The following is a 17,390-nucleotide window of genomic DNA, read 5'->3' on the forward strand; positions in this document are numbered from 1 at the left end:
ATGTAACCTGGGCATCTCCTTATCTTCCGGCCTTGCGCGGGCTGCCCATGCAGCAATGCACGCAGCCTCCGCAATACCCGACAACTGCGGCTCGAGACCCGCCAACACTTTCGCGGCAGGCATTGCCGGAGCAAGGCAACGATGAATCAGGGATCCCCCCAATCGGGATTGCACTGATGCCGCTATCTCTCATGGCGGAAAAGCAGTTGTAAGAATACGGTAACTGCTTTGGCGCTTCTTGCCGGGAACTGTACTGGTACGGTGACAGCAAGCAGCGCGTCTGACCGGATCAGTTTGCCCTGGGCGAAACTCATCCGGTCCGTTTCGAGGTTGCCATGAGTCTGTTCCGTACCAAAAACATCGATGCCATGATTGCCGCTGCCCACACCAGGCCAGGCGGCCTGAAAAAAGTGCTGGGCCCGCTCGACCTGGTCTTTCTGGGAATCGGCGCCATCATTGGCACCGGCATTTTCGTGCTGACCGGCACCGGCGCACTCACCGCCGGCCCCGGCCTGATGCTGTCTTTCGTGATTGCCGCCATGGCCTGCGGTTTCGCCGCGCTGGCCTATACCGAGTTTTCCTCGATGATTCCGGTCTCCGGCTCGGTCTATACCTATTCGTACGCCACCATGGGCGAGCTGGTTGCCTGGATCATTGGCTGGGATCTGGTGCTGGAATACGGCCTGGCCACCTCGGCGGTCGCCGTGGGCTGGTCGGGCTATTTCCAGTCGCTGCTGGCTGGCCTCGGCATCACGCTACCCACCCTGCTGACCGCCGCACCCGGCGCGGTTCCGGGTGCCGAGACGCTCTTCAATCTGCCCGCCTTCGTGATCGTCATCGCGATTACCACCCTGCTTTCGCTAGGCGTGAGCGGTTTTGCCAAACTCAACAACATCATGGTCACCATCAAGATCAGCGTCGTACTGCTGTTCATCGTGGTGGGTGCAGGCTATGTGAAGCCTGCCAACTGGGCCCCGTTCACCCCCTTCGGCATGAGCGGTGTATTCAGTGCCGCCGCACTGGTGTTCTTCGCCTTCATCGGTTTCGATGCGGTCACCTCGGCGGCTGAAGAAGTCCGCAACCCCAAGCGTGACCTGCCGATCGGCATCATCGGTTCGCTGGCGGTGTGTACCGTGCTGTACGTGATTGTGGCGGCCATCATGACCGGCATCGTGCCTTACGCCCGCTTTGCCGGGGTGGATCATCCGGTGTCGCTGGCACTGCAATACGCGGGACAGAACTGGGTGGCAGGCTTTATCGATCTGGGCGCCATCATCGGCATGACTACCGTCATCCTCGTCATGGCCTACGGCCAGAGCCGCGTCATTTTCGCCATGAGCCGCGATGGCCTGCTGCCGGCGCGCCTCTCTAGCATCCATCCGCGCTTTGCCACACCGTTCTTCACCACCTGGGCCGTCGGTATCGTTTTTGCGCTGATCGCCGCACTGGTGCCGCTGAACGTGCTGGCCGAGCTGATCAATATCGGTACGCTGGCCGCATTCAGCCTGATTTCGCTGGCGGTGCTGATCCTGCGCCGCACCCGTCCCGACCTGAACCGTGCCTTCCGCTGCCCTGGCATGCCGGTCGTGCCCTTGCTGGCGATTGCCTTCTGCGTGTTCCTGATGACCCAGCTCGCCGCGATCACCTGGCTGGCCTTCGGCATCTGGCTGCTGATCGGCCTGGTGGCCTACTTCGCCTACGCCCGGCGCAATTCGCTGCTCGGCAAGGCTGCGAGCTGATCATTTTCAGGGCAAGGATGGGATGGCCTTCAGGCCGCTTCATCCTTGCCCTGTTTTCATCAGCAAGGTCCATCAGAAATCTCCGGATTGCTGATGGCACATAAGAAAATACCCGGCTTATGCCGGGTATTTTCTTATGTGCCAAGAGCTGCAATAGTCATATACGACTACATACTCAGGTATTGAGACGCTGCCGCACTGCTGCAGCAATCCCCTCTCCATCCAGCCCGCAATCGGCGAGCAATGCCTTCTGCTCGCCGTGCTCGACGTAATGATCAGGCAGGCCGAGCTGTACCACAGGAATCGATACACCACAGTTGGCCAGGCATTCCAGCACGGCGGCGCCGGCTCCGCCCATGACGGCGTTTTCTTCAACCGTAACCAGCAGATCGTGGCTGGCGGCAAGCTGTTTGACCAGTTCGCAATCCAGCGGCTTCACAAAGCGCATGTTGGCCACCGTCGCATTGAGCGCTTCACCCGCTTCAAGCGCTGCGCCCAGCAGCGTACCAAACGACAGGATCGCGACCTTCTCGCCTTCACGACGGATGACGCCCTTGCCCCAGGCAACGCCGGTCATGGCTTTTTCAACCGTCACGCCCATGCCGCTGCCGCGTGGATAACGGACAGCTGCGGGACCTTCGTGCTGGTAAGCGGAAAACAGCATCTGCCGGCATTCGTTTTCATCGGCCGGCGCAAGCACGGCCATGTTCGGAATGCAGCGCAGGTAGGAAAGATCAAACGAGCCGGCGTGCGTCGGACCATCGGCGCCAACAAGGCCGGCTCGGTCGATGGCAAAGGTGACGTCGAGGTTTTGCAGCGCCACATCGTGGATCAGCTGGTCGTAGGCGCGCTGCAGGAAGGTCGAGTAGATCGCCACCACAGGCTTGAGCCCTTCACAGGCAAGGCCGGCAGCAAAAGTTACCGCGTGCTGCTCGGCGATACCGACATCGAAATAGCGCTTCGGGTATTCATTGTGAAACCTGACCATTCCGCTGCCTTCACGCATGGCTGGCGTAATGCCGACGAGCCTGCTGTCGCTGGCGGCCATGTCGCACAGCCAGTCGCCAAAAATCTGCGTGAAGGTCGGCTTGCCCCCCGACTTGCCACCGGCCATGCCATCGCAGGGCGTGAACGGCGTGACGGCGTGGTATTTGACCGGATCATCGACAGCCAGCTTGTAGCCCTGCCCCTTCTTGGTGACGACATGCAGGAACTGCGGGCCCTTGAGGCCACGGATGTTGGTGAGCGTGGTCACCAGCGTTTCCATGTCATGGCCATCAATCGGGCCGATGTAGTTGAAGCCCAGTTCCTCGAAGAAGGATGCCGGCGTGAAGAAGCCCTTGACGTGCTCCTCGCCCTTTTTCGCCAGCTCTTTCAGCGAGGGGATGCGGTCGAGCACACGGCCGGACGCATCGCGAAAGCCATTGTAGAACTTGCCCGACAGCAGCTTGGCCAGATAATTGTTGAACGCACCGACATTGGGCGAGATCGACATTTCGTTGTCATTCAGGATGACCAGCAGGTCAATGTCGTCGCGGTGACCGGCATTGAAGAGCGCCTCGATCGCCTGGCCGGCGGTCATTGACCCGTCGCCGATCACGGCAATCGCGCGGCGTTTTTCGCCTTTCAGCAGCGCGGCTTCGGCCATGCCGAGTGCGGCACCGATGGACGTGGACGAGTGACCGACGCCGAAGGTGTCGTATTCGCTTTCTTCGCGCTTCGGGAATCCGGCCAGCCCGCCCTGCTTGCGCATGGTGTGCATCATGGCCTTGCGGCCGGTGAGCACCTTGTGCGGGTAACTCTGGTGGCCCACATCCCAGACCAGCCGGTCTTCCGGCGTATTGAACACATAGTGCAGCGCGATGGTGAGATCGACAGCGCCAAGGTTGGAGGCAAAATGCCCGCCAGTCTGGCTGATCGAGCCCAGCAGAAACTCGCGCAGTTCACGTGCCAGTTGCGGCAGATCGCTGCGTTCAAGCTGGCGCAGATCAGCCGGCACACTGATTTTATCAAGCAGGGAATACGTCATCGGTACGGTCATTGCATGTCTCAGGAGCGGCGCTCGACGATGAATTCGGCCAGCGCCATCAGTGCAGCGGCTCTGTCGCCAAACGGAGCCAGTGCGGCCAGTGCTTCGGCCTTCAGATCAGCGGCCTTTTCCCTGGCACCGGAGAGCCCCAGCAGCGACACATAGGTCGGCTTGTTGTTGGCGGCATCCTTGCCGGCAGTCTTGCCCAGTGTGACGGAATCGGCTTCGCAGTCGAGAATGTCGTCGACGACCTGGAAAGCTAGCCCGATGCACTTCGCATAGGTATCGAGCCGCGCACGGTCGTCATCTACCAGCGGCTTGCCACAGTAGGAACCGAGCAGTACGGCGCAGCGGATCAGCGCACCGGTTTTCAGGATGTGCATCAGCTCCAGCTCGGGCAGGGTCAGTTCCTTGCCGACGCTGTAGAGATCAACACCCTGCCCGCCACACATGCCGAGGCTGCCGGAAGCACGCGCCAGCAGGCTGACCATTTTCAGCTGGTCAGCAGGCGCATCGGCCAGCATATGGCCGCTCAGTACATCGAAAGCCTGTGCCTGCAGTGCATCACCGGCCAGCAGTGCAGTTGCTTCGCCGAAGGCCACATGAACGGTCGGCTTGCCACGGCGCAGCACATCATTATCCATTGCCGGCATGTCATCATGCACCAGCGAGTAGGCATGGATCATCTCAACGGCTGCCGCCACATACTGCAAGCGTTCCGGGTCCGCATCAACCACCATGCCGGCAGCAAAGGCCAGCAAGGGACGCACGCGCTTGCCGCCGTCGAGCACGCTGTAGCGCATCGCGTCATGCAGACGTTCAGGCAGGTGTGTTTCAGCCGGCAGACTGGCCGACAGACAGGTTTCCATGCGCTGCTGGACATCATTCATCCAGCTCTTGAATTCGAATTCGGCCATTGTGAGTCTGTGTGGAGTTTATAGCTGCGAAGCGGGGTTATTCTTGCTCGCTGGCAGCGCCAGCACCTTGTTCCGCCGCAAAGGGCTTGAGTTCACCGGATTCAAGTACGCGAATCTGCTGTTCCGCGTCCGACAGCTTGCCCTGGCAGAAACGCATCAGCTCGATGCCGCGCTGATAAGCCAGCAGTGCCGCATCCAGCGGCAGCTTGCCGCTTTCCATCTCGGAAACCAGCTGCTCCAGTTCGGTCAGCCCGGCTTCAAAATTGCCGGGGAGTTTATTCGCCTTGGCCATGAACCATCCGCAGGTGAAAAATCCTCCAACAGTAACGATTGCGCCACAGTGCGTCAAGGCAGCACGGCCTTGCTGTGCAGCGCAGGCGGATTACCCGCTCGCGGCAAACCGGCATAATGCAGCAGCAAGGATGACATTGGCACCGTGAACGAATAGCATTACGCGCCTGCAGGCATGTGCTTGCAGTACGCTTTCCAGCATGAAATGCCAATTTGAAACTGCCCCGAAGAAAAGGATTGTCCCATGGCCGGCGCCAGCCTCCTGACACTGATAGACGACATTGCCAGCGTACTCGACGACGTGGCGCTGATGACCAAAGTTGCCGCCAAGAAAACGGCCGGTGTACTGGGGGACGATCTGGCACTCAATGCCGAGCAGGTGTCCGGCGTGCGCGCAGAGCGCGAATTGCCGGTCGTGTGGGCGGTCGCCGTCGGTTCGCTGAAGAACAAGCTGATTCTGGTGCCCTCCGCGCTCTTGATCAGCTGGGCACTGCCGCAAGCCATCCTGCCACTGCTGATGATCGGCGGTCTTTACCTGTGTTTCGAGGGGATGGAAAAACTCGCGCACAAATTTCTCCATAGCCATGCTGAAGAACAGCACGAGCACGCCGAGCTGATTGCCGCTGTTGCCGATGAAAACGTCGACCTCGTGGCAATGGAAAAGGACAAGATCAAGGGCGCGATCCGCACCGATTTCGTGCTGTCGGCCGAAATCATCGTGATCGCGCTGGACACGGTCAAGGACAGCCCGTTTGCGATGAAAGCAGTGGTGCTTGCCGGGATCGGCCTGATCATGACGGCAGGCGTGTATGGTCTTGTCGCCGGCATCGTGAAAATGGACGACATCGGCTTCTATCTGAAACGCAAGGGCGGTGCAGTGGCAACCTTCATCGGCAACATCCTGCTGGCAGCCGCGCCCAAGCTGATGAAGGCACTCACCGTCATCGGCACGGTAGCCATGTTCATGGTCGGCGGCAGCATCATCAGCCACGCGGTGCCCTTCCTGCATCATGGCATCGAGCACATTGCCGCAGGCGCCGGTTTCCTGAAGGCCGTCGTTCCTTCGCTGCTCGACATCGTCGTCGGCCTGATCGCCGGCACACTCAGCCTGCTGGCGTTCAAGGCAGTGAACAAGCTGCGTGGCGCATGAGGCCACGGTGTAAATACAGCCCTTGATATAACCGTAATGAATTCAACAGCCGGGCCAAACGCCCGGCTGTTGCGTTTGATGCTCTGCCCGACACGGATATTGCAATGCAATAATTATTTCATTGCTGCACTGGCATCAGCCCCATCCATTACCCATAGTGTAACGGGAATGACCGGGGAAACACGCCATGCAAGCCGTAGCCGCAAAAGCCACATCATCAGGTGCGCTGACACCAGACTCTGCCGGCAGGACGGAAAACCCGCTCGCAAGCAGGGCAAGTTCATTGCTGCCGGGGGATGCAAAGCCTGCTCCCTGTGCGGCCTGCCTGGAACGCATGTTCGATCCCGCCGATTGCTGCTGGCAGTATGCATTTACCAGCTGCAGGCACTGCAAGAATCCATCTGCCGACAGCAGGCAACAACTCATCCAGCCATGCAGTGCATGCCTGCGGACCGCAGCCCGGCAGGATGACAGCCGCGTCCCCTCTTCTGACGGCCCATGCCCCCGCTGCGGGCCGCACCTCGACCTGCAACTCGGCAACGGGGCGTCAATTGCCTGCGACAGGCATGGCGATGAACTGCATACCGGCTACGCCATTGCCGCAAGCCTCGCCTTGCTGCGCAACGGCGCGATCATCGCCATCGAGAGCGAGAGTGGCGTGCACCTTTGTTGTGATGCCCGCAATGCGGTCGCAATCACGCGCTTGCGCGCTGCCGGGCTGAACTCCAGACCGATGGCCGTCATGGCGGCAAACCTGGCCTCGCTCGCCGGAGAACTCATGCCCAATGCGAGCGAGAGCGAATACCTGCAGAGCCGAACGCGCCCCGTGCTTGCCCTGCAGCGCCACCCGCAGGCGACGCTGCCGGCCAGCCTGGCCCCCGGCGAAGAGGTTCTCGCCGTCACACTGCCTTTTTCTGCGCTGTATTACCTGCTTTTCCACGCCTCAGCAGATGCACCCTCTGGCATTGCATGGCTGGCACAGCCGCAAGCGTTGCTGCTGGCACTGAGCACAACCGACCAGGAAGCGCCCCCTGCTGCCAGCGGAAACAGCAAGGCACGCAGCACGCTCGCCCGTGCGGCAGATGCGTTCCTGATTTATGGCGACAGCTAGCCATCAAGCGGCCATACCCGTTTGCCTCAGGCACAGGCAATTCATGCAGCAAACCGATGGCCTTGACGACAGGGCCCACGCCAAGATGAATGCGCGCCTATCGACTTTTCCGGCAATTTCAGCAGCGCAGCACCAAGCGTGCAGCAACCGCGAATCTGCTGCACCGGCATTTCGCCACCCGAAAGCGGAGCCTGTAGCCTAGAACGAAAGCAGCCAAAGAGTGACCATTGCCTCACCAAACCGGCTCTCAACAGGAGACCCGTATGCAGGCCATCAATTACCGTCGCATCAACCAGATTCTCGATGAACACCGGCGCAATCCGCTGCAGCTGGTGCAAATCCTGATTGCCATCCAGAACGAATACGGCGGCTGCACAGATCCCTTGCGCAATTACGTGGCCAAGGCGCTCGACGTGCCGCTGGCCCAGGTGCACGGTGTGGTCGAGTTCTATCATTTCCTCTCCACCGAACGCCTGGGCGACTACCGCATCTATGTCTCCGACAACATCACTGACCGCATGCTCGGCAATGAAAAGATCATGGCGACGCTGCTGGAAAAACTCGGCGTTACGCGCGGCAAACCGCGTGCTGACGGGCGCGTGTTTGTCGATTACACCTCGTGCACCGGCCTGTGCGACCAGGGCCCGGCGCTGCTGGTCAACGGCCGGCCGATCACGCGGCTGACGACCGGGCTGGCAGCTGAAATCGCGAGCAAGATCGAGGTCGGCGAGCCCATAGCCACCTGGCCGGCCGGCTGGTTCCAGGTCGAGGAAGCGCTGCGCGTGGCCGGCCCCGTACTGGCGGAACGCAGCGAGCCAGGCCGGGCACTGCAGGCGGCGCTGGCACTGGGCCCGGAGCGTTTTCTCAAGGAGATCGACAGGTCGGGCCTGCGCGGGCGTGGTGGCGCCGGCTTTCGCACGGCACTGAAATGGCGCGTCTGCCGCGATGCGCCGGGCAAGGCGCACTATGTGGTGTGCAACGCCGACGAGGGCGAGCCCGGCACCTTCAAGGACCGCACGCTGCTGACCCGCTTCGCCGACGAAGTCTTCGAAGGCATGACGCTGGGCGCGTATGTGATCGGCGCGGAAAAAGGCTTTCTCTATCTGCGCGCGGAATACGCCTGGCTCTACCCGCATCTGGTTGCCGTGCTGGCGCGCCGGCGCGCCGAGCATCTGCTGGGCGAGCACATCCTCGGGCGAAATTTCTCCTTCGACATCGACATTCATCTCGGCGCTGGTGCCTACGTGGCCGGCGAGGAAAGCGCGCTGATCGAATCGCTGGAAGGCAAACGCGCCGTGCCGCGCACGCGCCCGCCCTATACCGCCACGCACGGCTACCTGAACCAGCCGACGATCTGCAACAACGTCGAAACCTATGTCAAAACCGCACTGATCGCCAGGCACGGTGCCGACTGGTTTCTGGAGTCCGGCACGCGCCACTCACCTGGAACCAAGCTGCTTTCCGTCAGCGGCGACGTCGCGCGGCCCGGCATTTATGAATACCCCTTCGGGGTTAGCGTGCAGACCATTCTGGATTCTTGCGGAGCGACGGATACCCAGGCCGTGCAAGTTGGCGGCCCGTCGGGCACCTGCATCACGCCCATCGAATTCGCCCGCGCGATCAGCTTCGAGGATCTCTCGACCGGCGGCTCCTTCATGGTGTTCAACCGCAGCCGCGACATGCTGGCCGTAGTACAGAACTTCACGCACTTCTTCGCTGGCGAATCCTGCGGCTTCTGCTCGCCCTGCCGCATCGGCACGCAGCTGCTGCGGCAGTCGATCGACAAGATCATGGCCGGCCACGCGACCGCGCGCGAGCTCGCGGACATTGCCGAGACCGCGCAGTGCATCAAGGACATGAGCCACTGCGGGCTGGGGCAAACGGCTGCCAACCCGCTGCTCGACACCATCAAGCGCATGCGCCCGCTCTACGAATCGCGGCTGACCTCGCTCGATTTCGTTCCGGGTTTTGATCTCGACGGCGCGCTGGCGATCTCGCGCGAGCTGAGCAAGCGCGACGACGCCGCAGCCCACCTGGGCCAGCGCTGCGACGAACACGGCTGCACCATCAATGCCGCCAAAGCGGGAGAAGGCACATGAACGGCAACGACTTCACCTTTGTGCTCGATGGCGAAAACATCCCTTTCGAGCCCGGCCAGACCATCATGGAAGCCGCGACGCAAGCCGGCGTCTATATCCCGCACCTGTGCTACCACGAGGAATACCGCCCGCGCGGCAGCTGCAAGCTCTGCACAGTAAAGATCAACGGCCACTTCGGCACCGCCTGCACCATGCCGGTGCAGCCCGGCATGCAGGTCGACAACGACACCGACGAGCTCACCGCGATGCGCCGGCGTGTCGTGCAGATGCTGTTTGTCGAAGGCAACCATTACTGCCCCTTCTGCGAAAAAAGTGGCAACTGCCAGCTGCAGGCGGTGGCCTACCACGTCGGCATGCAGGATTCGCATTACCCGCATTTCTACCCCTTACGCAATGTCGACGCCTCGCACCCCGACATGCTGCTCGACCGTGACCGCTGCATCCAATGCGAGCTGTGCGTGCGCGCCAGCCGCGAAACCGACGGCAAGGCGGTTTTTGGTCTCTCCGGGCGCGGCACGCGCACGCAGCTGGTCGTCAACAGCGAATCGGGATTGCTGGGTGATTCCGACTTCAGCATTACCGACTTTGCCGCGCGCATCTGCCCCACCGGCGCGCTGATCCCGAAACGCGAGGGTTACCCGCTACCCATTGGCGCGCGGCTCTACGATGCCAAGGACATAGCCCGCGTGGGCCACAGGCAGCCTTCCAGCAAGGCGGCCGGGGAGAAATGACATGGCAAAAATCCGCATCGCGACCTGTTCGCTGGCCGGCTGTTTCGGCTGCCACATGTCGTTTCTGGATATCGACGAGCGCATTGCCGAGCTGGCCGAGCTGGTCGACTTCGACCGCAGCCCGCTCACCGACATCAAGGAAGTCGATGCAGCAGGCATCGACATTGGCCTGGTCGAGGGCGGCGTGTGCAATGCGGAAAACGTGCACACGCTGCGCGAATTCCGCAGCCGCTGCCGCATTCTGGTCGCGGTCGGCGCCTGCGCGCTGTCGGGCGGCGTGCCGGCGCTGCGCAACCGCATCCCGCTCGAAGAATGCTTTGCCGAAGCCTATCTGCAGGGGCCGGGCATCGAAGCGCCGCAGGTTCCCGACGACCCCGAGCTGCCACTGCTGCTCGACCGCGTCTATCCGCTACACGAGGTCGTGCGCATCGACCACGTACTGCCCGGCTGCCCGCCGCCGGCGGATGCCTTCTGGGAGTTGCTGACCGCGCTCCTTGCCGGGCGCGAGCCGGAGCTGGCCTATCCGCTGCGGCGGTTTGACTAGGATTGCGACAGATGCCTGCCAAATGCATGTCACCAGCTGTTTACATCCTTGCCAGCAAGCGAAACGGCACACTGTATATCGGTGTGACATCCAATCTGCTCAAGCGTATCTGGGAGCACAAAAATGATGTCACGGAAGGATTCACCAGGCGCTACAACATACACCTACTGGCTTATTACGAGCAGCACGCCAGCATGGACGCCGCCATAACGCGGGAAAAGCAGCTCAAGAAGTGGAATCGTGACTGGAAACTGCAACTGATCGAGTCAGTCAACCCACAGTGGCGGGATTTATGGGACGACATTTGCGGAATTCCAACTGGATGCCCGCCTGCGCGGGCATGACGTCATTACGGAAATTACCAGCCTCGTCATTCCCGCGAACGCGGGAATCCAGTGACACAGCGTCCGCCAGCACAGGAAGCCCAAAGGAGCACGCCATGCACGAACATCTGGAAACCGCTTCCGACATCACCGGGCTCAGCCGGGTCGTCATCGAGCCGGTCTCGCGTGTCGAGGGGCACGGCAAGGTCACGCTGCTGCTCGACGATGAGCGCCGCGTGCGCCAGGCACGCCTGCACATTGTCGAATTTCGCGGCTTCGAGCGTTTCATCCAGGGCCGCCCGTTTCGCGAGGTGCCGACGCTGGTGCAGCGCCTGTGCGGCATCTGCCCGGTGAGCCACCTGCTGGCGGCGTCCAAGGCCTGCGATCCCTTTGTGCTTGGCAACGCGCGCATCACGCCGACCGCCGAAAAACTGCGCCGGCTGCTGCACCACGGCCAGGTGCTGCAATCGAATGCGCTGCATTTTTTCCACCTGGCCTCGCCCGACCTGCTCTTCGGCTTTGACGATGCCGTTGCACACCGCAACGTGATCGGCGTGCTGGCAGATCACAAGGAACTGGGCCTCAGGGGCATCCGCATCCGCAAATACGGCCAGGAAGTCATCCGCCACCTCACTGGCAAACGCGTGCACGGCACTGGCAGTGCGCCGGGCGGTTTTCTGAAGCCGTTGAGTGCGCCTGAGCGCGATGCAATGCTGAGAGACATCGACCAGATCGTTGACTGGTGCGTGGCGAGCAATGCGCTGGCGCGCGACAACTACCTCGCCAACGAGGCGGAATTCCGCGGCTTTGGCGAATCCGAGTCGGCGTTCATGTCGCTGGTCAGCCGCGATGGCGCGGCGGAACTCTATGATGGCGTGCTGCGCGTGAAAAACGCCGCCGGCGAAATCATCGTCGACAATCACGACCCCGCGCGCTACCTCGACCTGATCCGCGAGGAAGTCAAACCGTGGTCGTACATGAAGTTTCCCTACCTCGCCCCCTTCGGCCACGATGCCGGCTATTACCGCGTCGGGCCGCTCGCGCGCATCAACAATGCCGATTTCATGCCCACGCCGCTGGCGGAAGCCGCACGGCGCGAATTCGTCGACTATGGCGGCGGCAAGCCGGTGCAGGCCGCGCTGGCGCAGCACTGGGCGCGGATGATCGATACGCTGATGTGCGCGGAAACCATCCGCGAGCTGCTCGACGACCCGGAGCTGCTTGGCAGCGACTTGATGGCGCAGCCATCTGAGCCGGCACGCGAAGGCGTGGGCGTCATCGAGGCGCCGCGCGGCACGCTGATCCACCATTACAAAATTGCTGACGACGAAACCATCAGCTACGCCAATCTGATCGTCTCGACCACACACAACAATCGCGGCATGAATGATTCGGTTCGCGCGGTGGCAGACAAATATTTCGATGGCCGCGAAATCAGCGAAGGGCTGCTCAACCGCATCGAAGTCGCGATCCGCGCCTATGACCCCTGCCTGTCGTGCGCCACGCACGCGCTGGGCCAGATGCCGCTGATTATCGAAGCGCTCAATCCTGATGGTTCGCTGCAAAGCAGGCTGCTGCGCCACGACGATGGCCGCATCGCGCAGGAATGATGCAGAAATGACAAGACCTGCGCCCATCCTGTTTTTCGGCTACGGCAATCCCTCGCGCGGCGACGACGCGCTGGGGCCGCTGCTGGGCGAACGGCTGGCCGCATGGGTAGCCAAACACGAGCTGGGCGAGCGGATCGACATCCTCACCGATTTCCAGCTCAGCCCCGAGCATGCGTTTGATCTGGCCGGGCGCGAGCTGGTGATCTTCGCCGACGCCAGCCGCAAGGCGGACAGCCCTGCCAGCTGGCACAGCGTGGCCGCACGCCAGCCCACAGCCTGGGCCAGCCATGCCAGTTCACCGGCTGAAGTGCTGTGGCACTGCCAAACCCATGTAGGTACCCCCCCTCAAGCCGTTTATCTGCTTGAGCTGCAGGGCAATACCTTTGAGCTGGATCAGCCGCTCAGCGCTACCGGCCAGGACGCACTGGCTGCGGGCTGGGAACTCCTGCAAAACCGTCTGCACCAAGCGCTATCGCTCGCACATGCGCCATGACCTTTGATTCGCGCGTCCAACAGCCAGAAACGGAGCCTGCCATGCCCCTCGCCCGCCTTGCTCTCCTGCCCCTGCTTGGCCTCGCCTGCACCGCTGGCGCCCAGGCGGCCGACATGCTCATCCGCAGCGAAAAGCATGCCTTCCGCGTCAGCACGCTCACGCGCGGACTGGAAAACCCCTGGAGTCTGGCCTTCCTGCCCGACGGGCGCATGCTGGTCACCGAGCGCCCGGGGCGGTTGCGCGTGCTGGACGCCAGCGGCAAGCCCGATCCGCGGCCGGTCGCCGGCCTGTCGCCCATCGCAGCGCATGGCCAGGGCGGCTTGCTCGACGTGGCGCTGCATCCGGATTTTGCCCGCAATGGCTGGGTGTATTTCTCCTATGCCGGACGCGAGGGCCAGGGCTATGCCACGCAGGTCGCGCGCGGCAGGCTGGTTGCGGACACAAACGGCTACCGGCTGGACAATGTGCAGCAGATCTACCGCCAGCGCCCCGGCAGCAGCGCCGGCCAGCACTTCGGCTCGCGCCTGGTGTTCGATGGCCGAGGCATGCTCTACATCACGCAGGGCGACCGTGGCGAAATGGCCCGCGCGCAAAAGCCGGACGACCTCGCCGGTAAGACCGTGCGCCTCTTCGACGATGGCCGCTTCCCGCCCGACAACCCCTTTGCCGGCAAGGAAGGATCGCGGCCGGAAATCTACAGCCTGGGCAACCGCAATATGCAGGGCGCGGCACTCAACCCGAAAACGGGCGAACTGTGGGCAACAGAACACGGCCCGCAGGGTGGCGACGAGCTCAACATCATCCGCGCCGGGCGCAATTACGGCTGGCCGGTGATCACCTACGGCGCCAACTACGGCACCGGCACGAAAATCGGCGAAGGCACAAGCAAACCGGGCATGGAGCAGCCCATCCACCAGTGGACGCCGTCGATTGCGCCATCGGGCCTCGCCTTTTACGAAGGCCGCGCGTTTCCCGGCTGGCGCGGCAATCTCTTCGCTGGTGCACTGAAATACCAGATGCTGGTGCGGCTCGAACTCGACGGCGAGCGCGTGGTGCACGAAGAGCGCCTGCTCAAGGATGCTTTCGGGCGCATCCGCGACGTGCGCGTCGGCCCGGACGGACTGATCTACCTGCTGACGGACGATGGTGACGGCGCGCTACTGCGGCTGGCACCGGCAAACTAGGCGCAACGGACCATCATGCCGGCCACACCGCAGGCCGCTTTGGAACAAACCGGCTGGCGGTTATACTGCGCAGCTTCCCGCCCGGCCTGACCAGACAACGCTGATGAACGACACGCAAAAGAACAACCCGCAGCACGGCATCACGCTGGAGCGCATGCTGCTCGATCTGGTGGATTATTTCGGCTGGAAGGAGCTGGCGCGGCAGATTCCCATCCAGTGCTTCTACAACGAGCCCTCGATCAAATCCAGCCTGAAATTCCTGCGCCGCACACCCTGGGCACGCGCCAAGGTCGAAGAACTCGACGCCCGGCTGCGCCGCGAAGCGCAACAGCAGCGTGATCAGGACTGATCACGGCGGCATTCCGTTACACGCGCAGGCTTTTGTGGCAATTTGCACTGCGCTAGCATTGCCTTTCAATCCGTAGAAGCCCGAAGCCATGCGCGATGCACTGCTCCTCCACTGCGAACTGCCTGCCGCCATCCTGTGGCAAGCACAGGTGCGTGTGGCCGGATTGAAATCCAAAAAACGACTTCTCCGCTGACGGGGATGTCTGTCCCGTCTGGCGGAATGCCGGACGGGGTAAACAACAGCAATCCAGCCTTTGCCCCTCGTGCCGGCACCTGCCGGCGGAACGTTTCCATACATTCGTTCTGACGAGGTTGCACATGTTCACTGCATTTGAAGGTATCTGGGTTCCCATCATCACGCCATTCAGCGGCGACTCCATTGACCATCCGGCACTGCACCGACTGGCGGCGCATTTGGCCGGACAGGGCATTGCCGGGCTGATCGCTGCCGCCACCACCGGAGAAGGAGCGCTGCTCAGTCTGGACGAGCAGGCAGCGGTCTTTGCAACCCTGCGGCAAGCCGCGCCCGGCCTGCCGGTCGTTCTGGGGCTTTCGCATGCAGCCACCCAGACGGCGGCATGCCAGGCCAGAATACTGGCCGCCCTGCATCCGGAAGGGCTGCTGGTCACCCCGCCTCCCTATGTGCGGCCCGGACAACAGGGCCTGCGCCGCCATTTTGAAGCCATCGTCGAAGCCGCTGACCTGCCCGTCCTGGTCTATAACATTCCCTACCGCACCGGCGTGAATGTCGAGCTGGACACCCTGAAGCAGTTAGCCAGCGACCCGCGCATTGCCGGCATCAAGGAATGCGGCGGCAACAGCGAACGCCTGCTGCGGCTGGTGCACGAAACACCTTTGCGGGTGCTTTCTGGCGACGACAACCAGAATTTCGCCGCACTCTGCCTGGGCGCCCACGGCACCATTGCCGCATCCGCGCATTTGCTGCCGCACTGGCATGTGCGCATTGTCGACTTGCTGCGCCGAGGCGAACTGCCTCGAGCCCGCAGTCTGGCCGTTGCACTTCAGCCCCTCATTCGAGCGCTGTTCGCCGAAGCCAATCCCACGCCGCTGAAGGCAGTGCTGGCCGCCCAGGGCTGGTGCGAAAACACGCTGCGCCAGCCCTTCGAGCCGGCCAGCCCGGCATTGGCGGAAACGCTGGATGCCGAGCTAGCCCTCTTGCAAGCGGCCGATGCCGCCGGATTCGCCGGCTGAGGCCGCTGCCGTGGACGCAGGCCAGCCCCGCAGGGGGCTGGCGGCCTACCATATAGACTGCCACGTATATGGCCATAACATCTACCTCAAAAGGGTCATGGCCACATACCCTTAACTATCGTTGCGCGGATTTCGGCCGAAACGACGCCACCACCTCCGCGCGCGTTTCCAGATACGGCCCTTCCAGCAGCTGCACGCAATACGGCACGGCGGCAAACACGCCATGCACCAGCGTCTTGCCCTCAGAGTCCTTCACGCCTTCCAGCGTTTCCTTGATCGACTTGGGCTGGCCCGGCAGATTCAGAATCAGGCAGCGCCCGCGGATCACCCCCACCTGCCGGCTGAGAATCGCGGTCGGCACATAATGCAGGCTGACCTGGCGCATCTGCTCGCCAAAGCCCGGCATCACCCGATCGGCCACCGCCAGCGTCGCATCCGGCGTCACATCACGCAGCGCCGGCCCGGTGCCGCCAGTGGTCAGCACCAGATCGCAGCCGTGCTCGTCGACCAGTTCGATCAGCGTGGCCTCGATTTCGGCCTGCTCGTCCGCAATCAGCCGCTCGACAAACTCACAGGGGTTCAGCAAGGCACCGGACAGCCACTCGCGCAGCGCCGGAATGCCCTTGTCCTCATACACGCCGAGGCTGGCGCGGTCGGAAGTGGATACAAGGCCGATTTTGACGGGATCAGGCATGGAATAACTCGCAAAAAATGGACCGTAGGGTGTACAAAACCCGCAGGGATTTGCGCACCGCACCGCGATTCAAATAAACAGGAGGGGGGTGTATGACCGCGTTCGCAAACCTGACGGCTTGCAAAACCTGCATCAATTTGGAGAGACTGCGCTTGCTGAGCAGCAATGAGAGAAGTGCTCCACAAAGGCAACATAGAGGTTAAAAATTGCTCCAATCTGATCAATAGAGAAACAAATTTCCGGTCTGCACGTTAGATATTTTGACTTCATACACTGACTATGTATTTTTGTGTGGTCATTGGAATTGGAGAAGCCCTCGCCGTAATGAACCAGATGATTCCTCACTTTCTGCAGAAATTTTAAATCCTGCCAGACTTCTGTGCTGCGATCCACTTTTTTACCAAGAACTTTCTCGGCATACACTACAGACCTGATAATTCCTTTGTGACTTAAATCGGAAGGAAGTAGTGAAATATCAGCAGCGGCTCTTTTCACATCGATTATTTCATCGATATTCTGTTCAAGAACACCGTAGGCAGAAATAAAGACAGCTCTCAAAAGGCTTTGTCGAGCAGCATTAATATTGCCTATGGAATCATCACCCCCTTCAGTCATCGCCTTTTTTACCTGATCATCAAAAACTTTATCTGCAGTCTTTGCTGCCTCATAGAGATAAGCAAGGTTTACGACAGAAAGAAATCTGGGGACGCAGTATGTCAAATCTTCACTTCTACAGTCAGTCACAATAAAATCCTGTACACATCATAAAGACCAAGACCTTACCTAGCCAAGCAGGTCACCTCGGGCAAGATTGCGCATTTTTTCTACGCCTTCACACTTTTTTTAACTTTTCCTGATTTTACCGATTTTTTTAAAACTGTATCCGGCAAGGCTCACCGCGTGAATTGCGCAGTG

17 protein-coding genes are annotated in these 17,390 nt (G+C 61.4%); 12 read left to right on the forward strand and 5 right to left on the reverse strand.

Features of this window, described 5'->3' with window-relative positions; translation table 11 throughout:
• Window positions 1-335 precede the first annotated feature (335 nt).
• On the forward strand, window positions 336-1,739 hold the full coding sequence (gene bcaP, locus H559_RS0105795) for a branched-chain amino acid transporter BcaP (RefSeq protein ID WP_028451923.1): 1,404 nt from the start codon (window positions 336-338) through the stop codon (window positions 1,737-1,739).
• A gap of 175 nt (window positions 1,740-1,914) precedes the next feature.
• Here the strand turns inward: bcaP and dxs are convergent, their stop codons facing one another.
• From dxs to H559_RS19135, 3 genes are read right to left on the reverse strand one after another with little or no spacing between them, the layout of a single operon-like run.
• Complete coding sequence (gene dxs, locus H559_RS0105800; RefSeq protein ID WP_028451924.1) at window positions 1,915-3,768, reverse strand: 1-deoxy-D-xylulose-5-phosphate synthase; 1,854 nt, start codon at window positions 3,766-3,768, stop codon at window positions 1,915-1,917.
• A 20-nt stretch (window positions 3,769-3,788) separates the two neighbouring features.
• Complete coding sequence (locus tag H559_RS0105805) at window positions 3,789-4,685, reverse strand: polyprenyl synthetase family protein (RefSeq protein WP_028451925.1); 897 nt, start codon at window positions 4,683-4,685, stop codon at window positions 3,789-3,791.
• 37 nt (window positions 4,686-4,722) lie between these two features.
• A complete protein-coding gene (locus H559_RS19135) occupies window positions 4,723-4,977 on the reverse strand; it encodes an exodeoxyribonuclease VII small subunit (protein ID WP_034639958.1) in 255 nt (84 codons plus the stop codon).
• A gap of 243 nt (window positions 4,978-5,220) precedes the next feature.
• Here H559_RS19135 and H559_RS0105815 point away from each other — a divergent pair, with 243 nt between their 5' ends.
• The 11 genes from H559_RS0105815 to dapA all read left to right on the forward strand — a co-directional run bounded on the left by H559_RS0105815 (window position 5,221) and on the right by dapA (window position 15,781).
• A complete protein-coding gene (locus H559_RS0105815; protein ID WP_028451926.1) occupies window positions 5,221-6,126 on the forward strand; it encodes a DUF808 domain-containing protein in 906 nt (301 codons plus the stop codon).
• A gap of 334 nt (window positions 6,127-6,460) precedes the next feature.
• The gene (locus tag H559_RS0105820; RefSeq protein ID WP_028451927.1) at window positions 6,461-7,237 is read left to right on the forward strand and encodes a Sua5/YciO/YrdC/YwlC family protein; all 777 of its coding nucleotides are present in this window, start codon (window positions 6,461-6,463) and stop codon (window positions 7,235-7,237) included.
• A gap of 263 nt (window positions 7,238-7,500) precedes the next feature.
• Window positions 7,501-9,336, forward strand: a complete 1,836-nt coding sequence (locus H559_RS19140; RefSeq protein WP_051278977.1) for an NAD(P)H-dependent oxidoreductase subunit E — start codon at window positions 7,501-7,503, stop codon at window positions 9,334-9,336.
• Window positions 9,333-10,067 carry a 2Fe-2S iron-sulfur cluster-binding protein gene (locus H559_RS19145; RefSeq protein WP_051278978.1) on the forward strand — a complete coding sequence of 245 codons (735 nt, stop codon included), beginning with the start codon at window positions 9,333-9,335 and terminating at the stop codon, window positions 10,065-10,067. The genes H559_RS19140 and H559_RS19145 overlap by 4 nt, the downstream gene beginning before the upstream one ends.
• Window position 10,068: 1 nt before the next feature.
• Window positions 10,069-10,611, forward strand: a complete 543-nt coding sequence (locus H559_RS0105840) for an NADH-quinone oxidoreductase subunit B family protein (RefSeq protein WP_028451928.1) — start codon at window positions 10,069-10,071, stop codon at window positions 10,609-10,611.
• Window positions 10,612-10,637: 26 nt separating this feature from the next.
• Window positions 10,638-10,955, forward strand: coding sequence for a GIY-YIG nuclease family protein (locus tag H559_RS19150; protein ID WP_034640039.1), 318 nt, complete (start codon window positions 10,638-10,640; stop codon window positions 10,953-10,955).
• A gap of 95 nt (window positions 10,956-11,050) precedes the next feature.
• Entirely contained in the window at window positions 11,051-12,544 is a 1,494-nt protein-coding gene (locus tag H559_RS0105850; protein WP_028451929.1) for a Ni/Fe hydrogenase subunit alpha, read from the forward strand.
• 7 nt (window positions 12,545-12,551) lie between these two features.
• Window positions 12,552-13,037, forward strand: a complete 486-nt coding sequence (locus H559_RS0105855) for a hydrogenase maturation protease (RefSeq protein ID WP_034639960.1) — start codon at window positions 12,552-12,554, stop codon at window positions 13,035-13,037.
• A gap of 41 nt (window positions 13,038-13,078) precedes the next feature.
• On the forward strand, window positions 13,079-14,221 hold the full coding sequence (locus H559_RS0105860; RefSeq protein WP_028451931.1) for a PQQ-dependent sugar dehydrogenase: 1,143 nt from the start codon (window positions 13,079-13,081) through the stop codon (window positions 14,219-14,221).
• 103 nt (window positions 14,222-14,324) lie between these two features.
• A complete protein-coding gene (locus H559_RS0105865) occupies window positions 14,325-14,570 on the forward strand; it encodes a VF530 family protein (RefSeq protein WP_028451932.1) in 246 nt (81 codons plus the stop codon).
• A gap of 317 nt (window positions 14,571-14,887) precedes the next feature.
• Window positions 14,888-15,781: a 4-hydroxy-tetrahydrodipicolinate synthase gene (gene dapA, locus H559_RS0105875; RefSeq protein ID WP_028451933.1), complete on the forward strand. Its 894-nt coding sequence runs from the start codon at window positions 14,888-14,890 to the stop codon at window positions 15,779-15,781.
• A 115-nt stretch (window positions 15,782-15,896) separates the two neighbouring features.
• Here the strand turns inward: dapA and mog are convergent, their stop codons facing one another.
• Window positions 15,897-16,475 carry a molybdopterin adenylyltransferase gene (mog, locus tag H559_RS0105885; protein ID WP_028451934.1) on the reverse strand — a complete coding sequence of 193 codons (579 nt, stop codon included), beginning with the start codon at window positions 16,473-16,475 and terminating at the stop codon, window positions 15,897-15,899.
• Window positions 16,476-16,607: 132 nt separating this feature from the next.
• The gene (locus tag H559_RS22590; protein ID WP_155845312.1) at window positions 16,608-17,219 is read right to left on the reverse strand and encodes a hypothetical protein; all 612 of its coding nucleotides are present in this window, start codon (window positions 17,217-17,219) and stop codon (window positions 16,608-16,610) included.
• Between the last annotated feature and the right edge of the window lie 171 nt (window positions 17,220-17,390).

The organism is Chitinilyticum aquatile DSM 21506 (genome assembly GCF_000430805.1).
Lineage (GTDB): Bacteria > Pseudomonadota > Gammaproteobacteria > Burkholderiales > Chitinibacteraceae > Chitinilyticum > Chitinilyticum aquatile.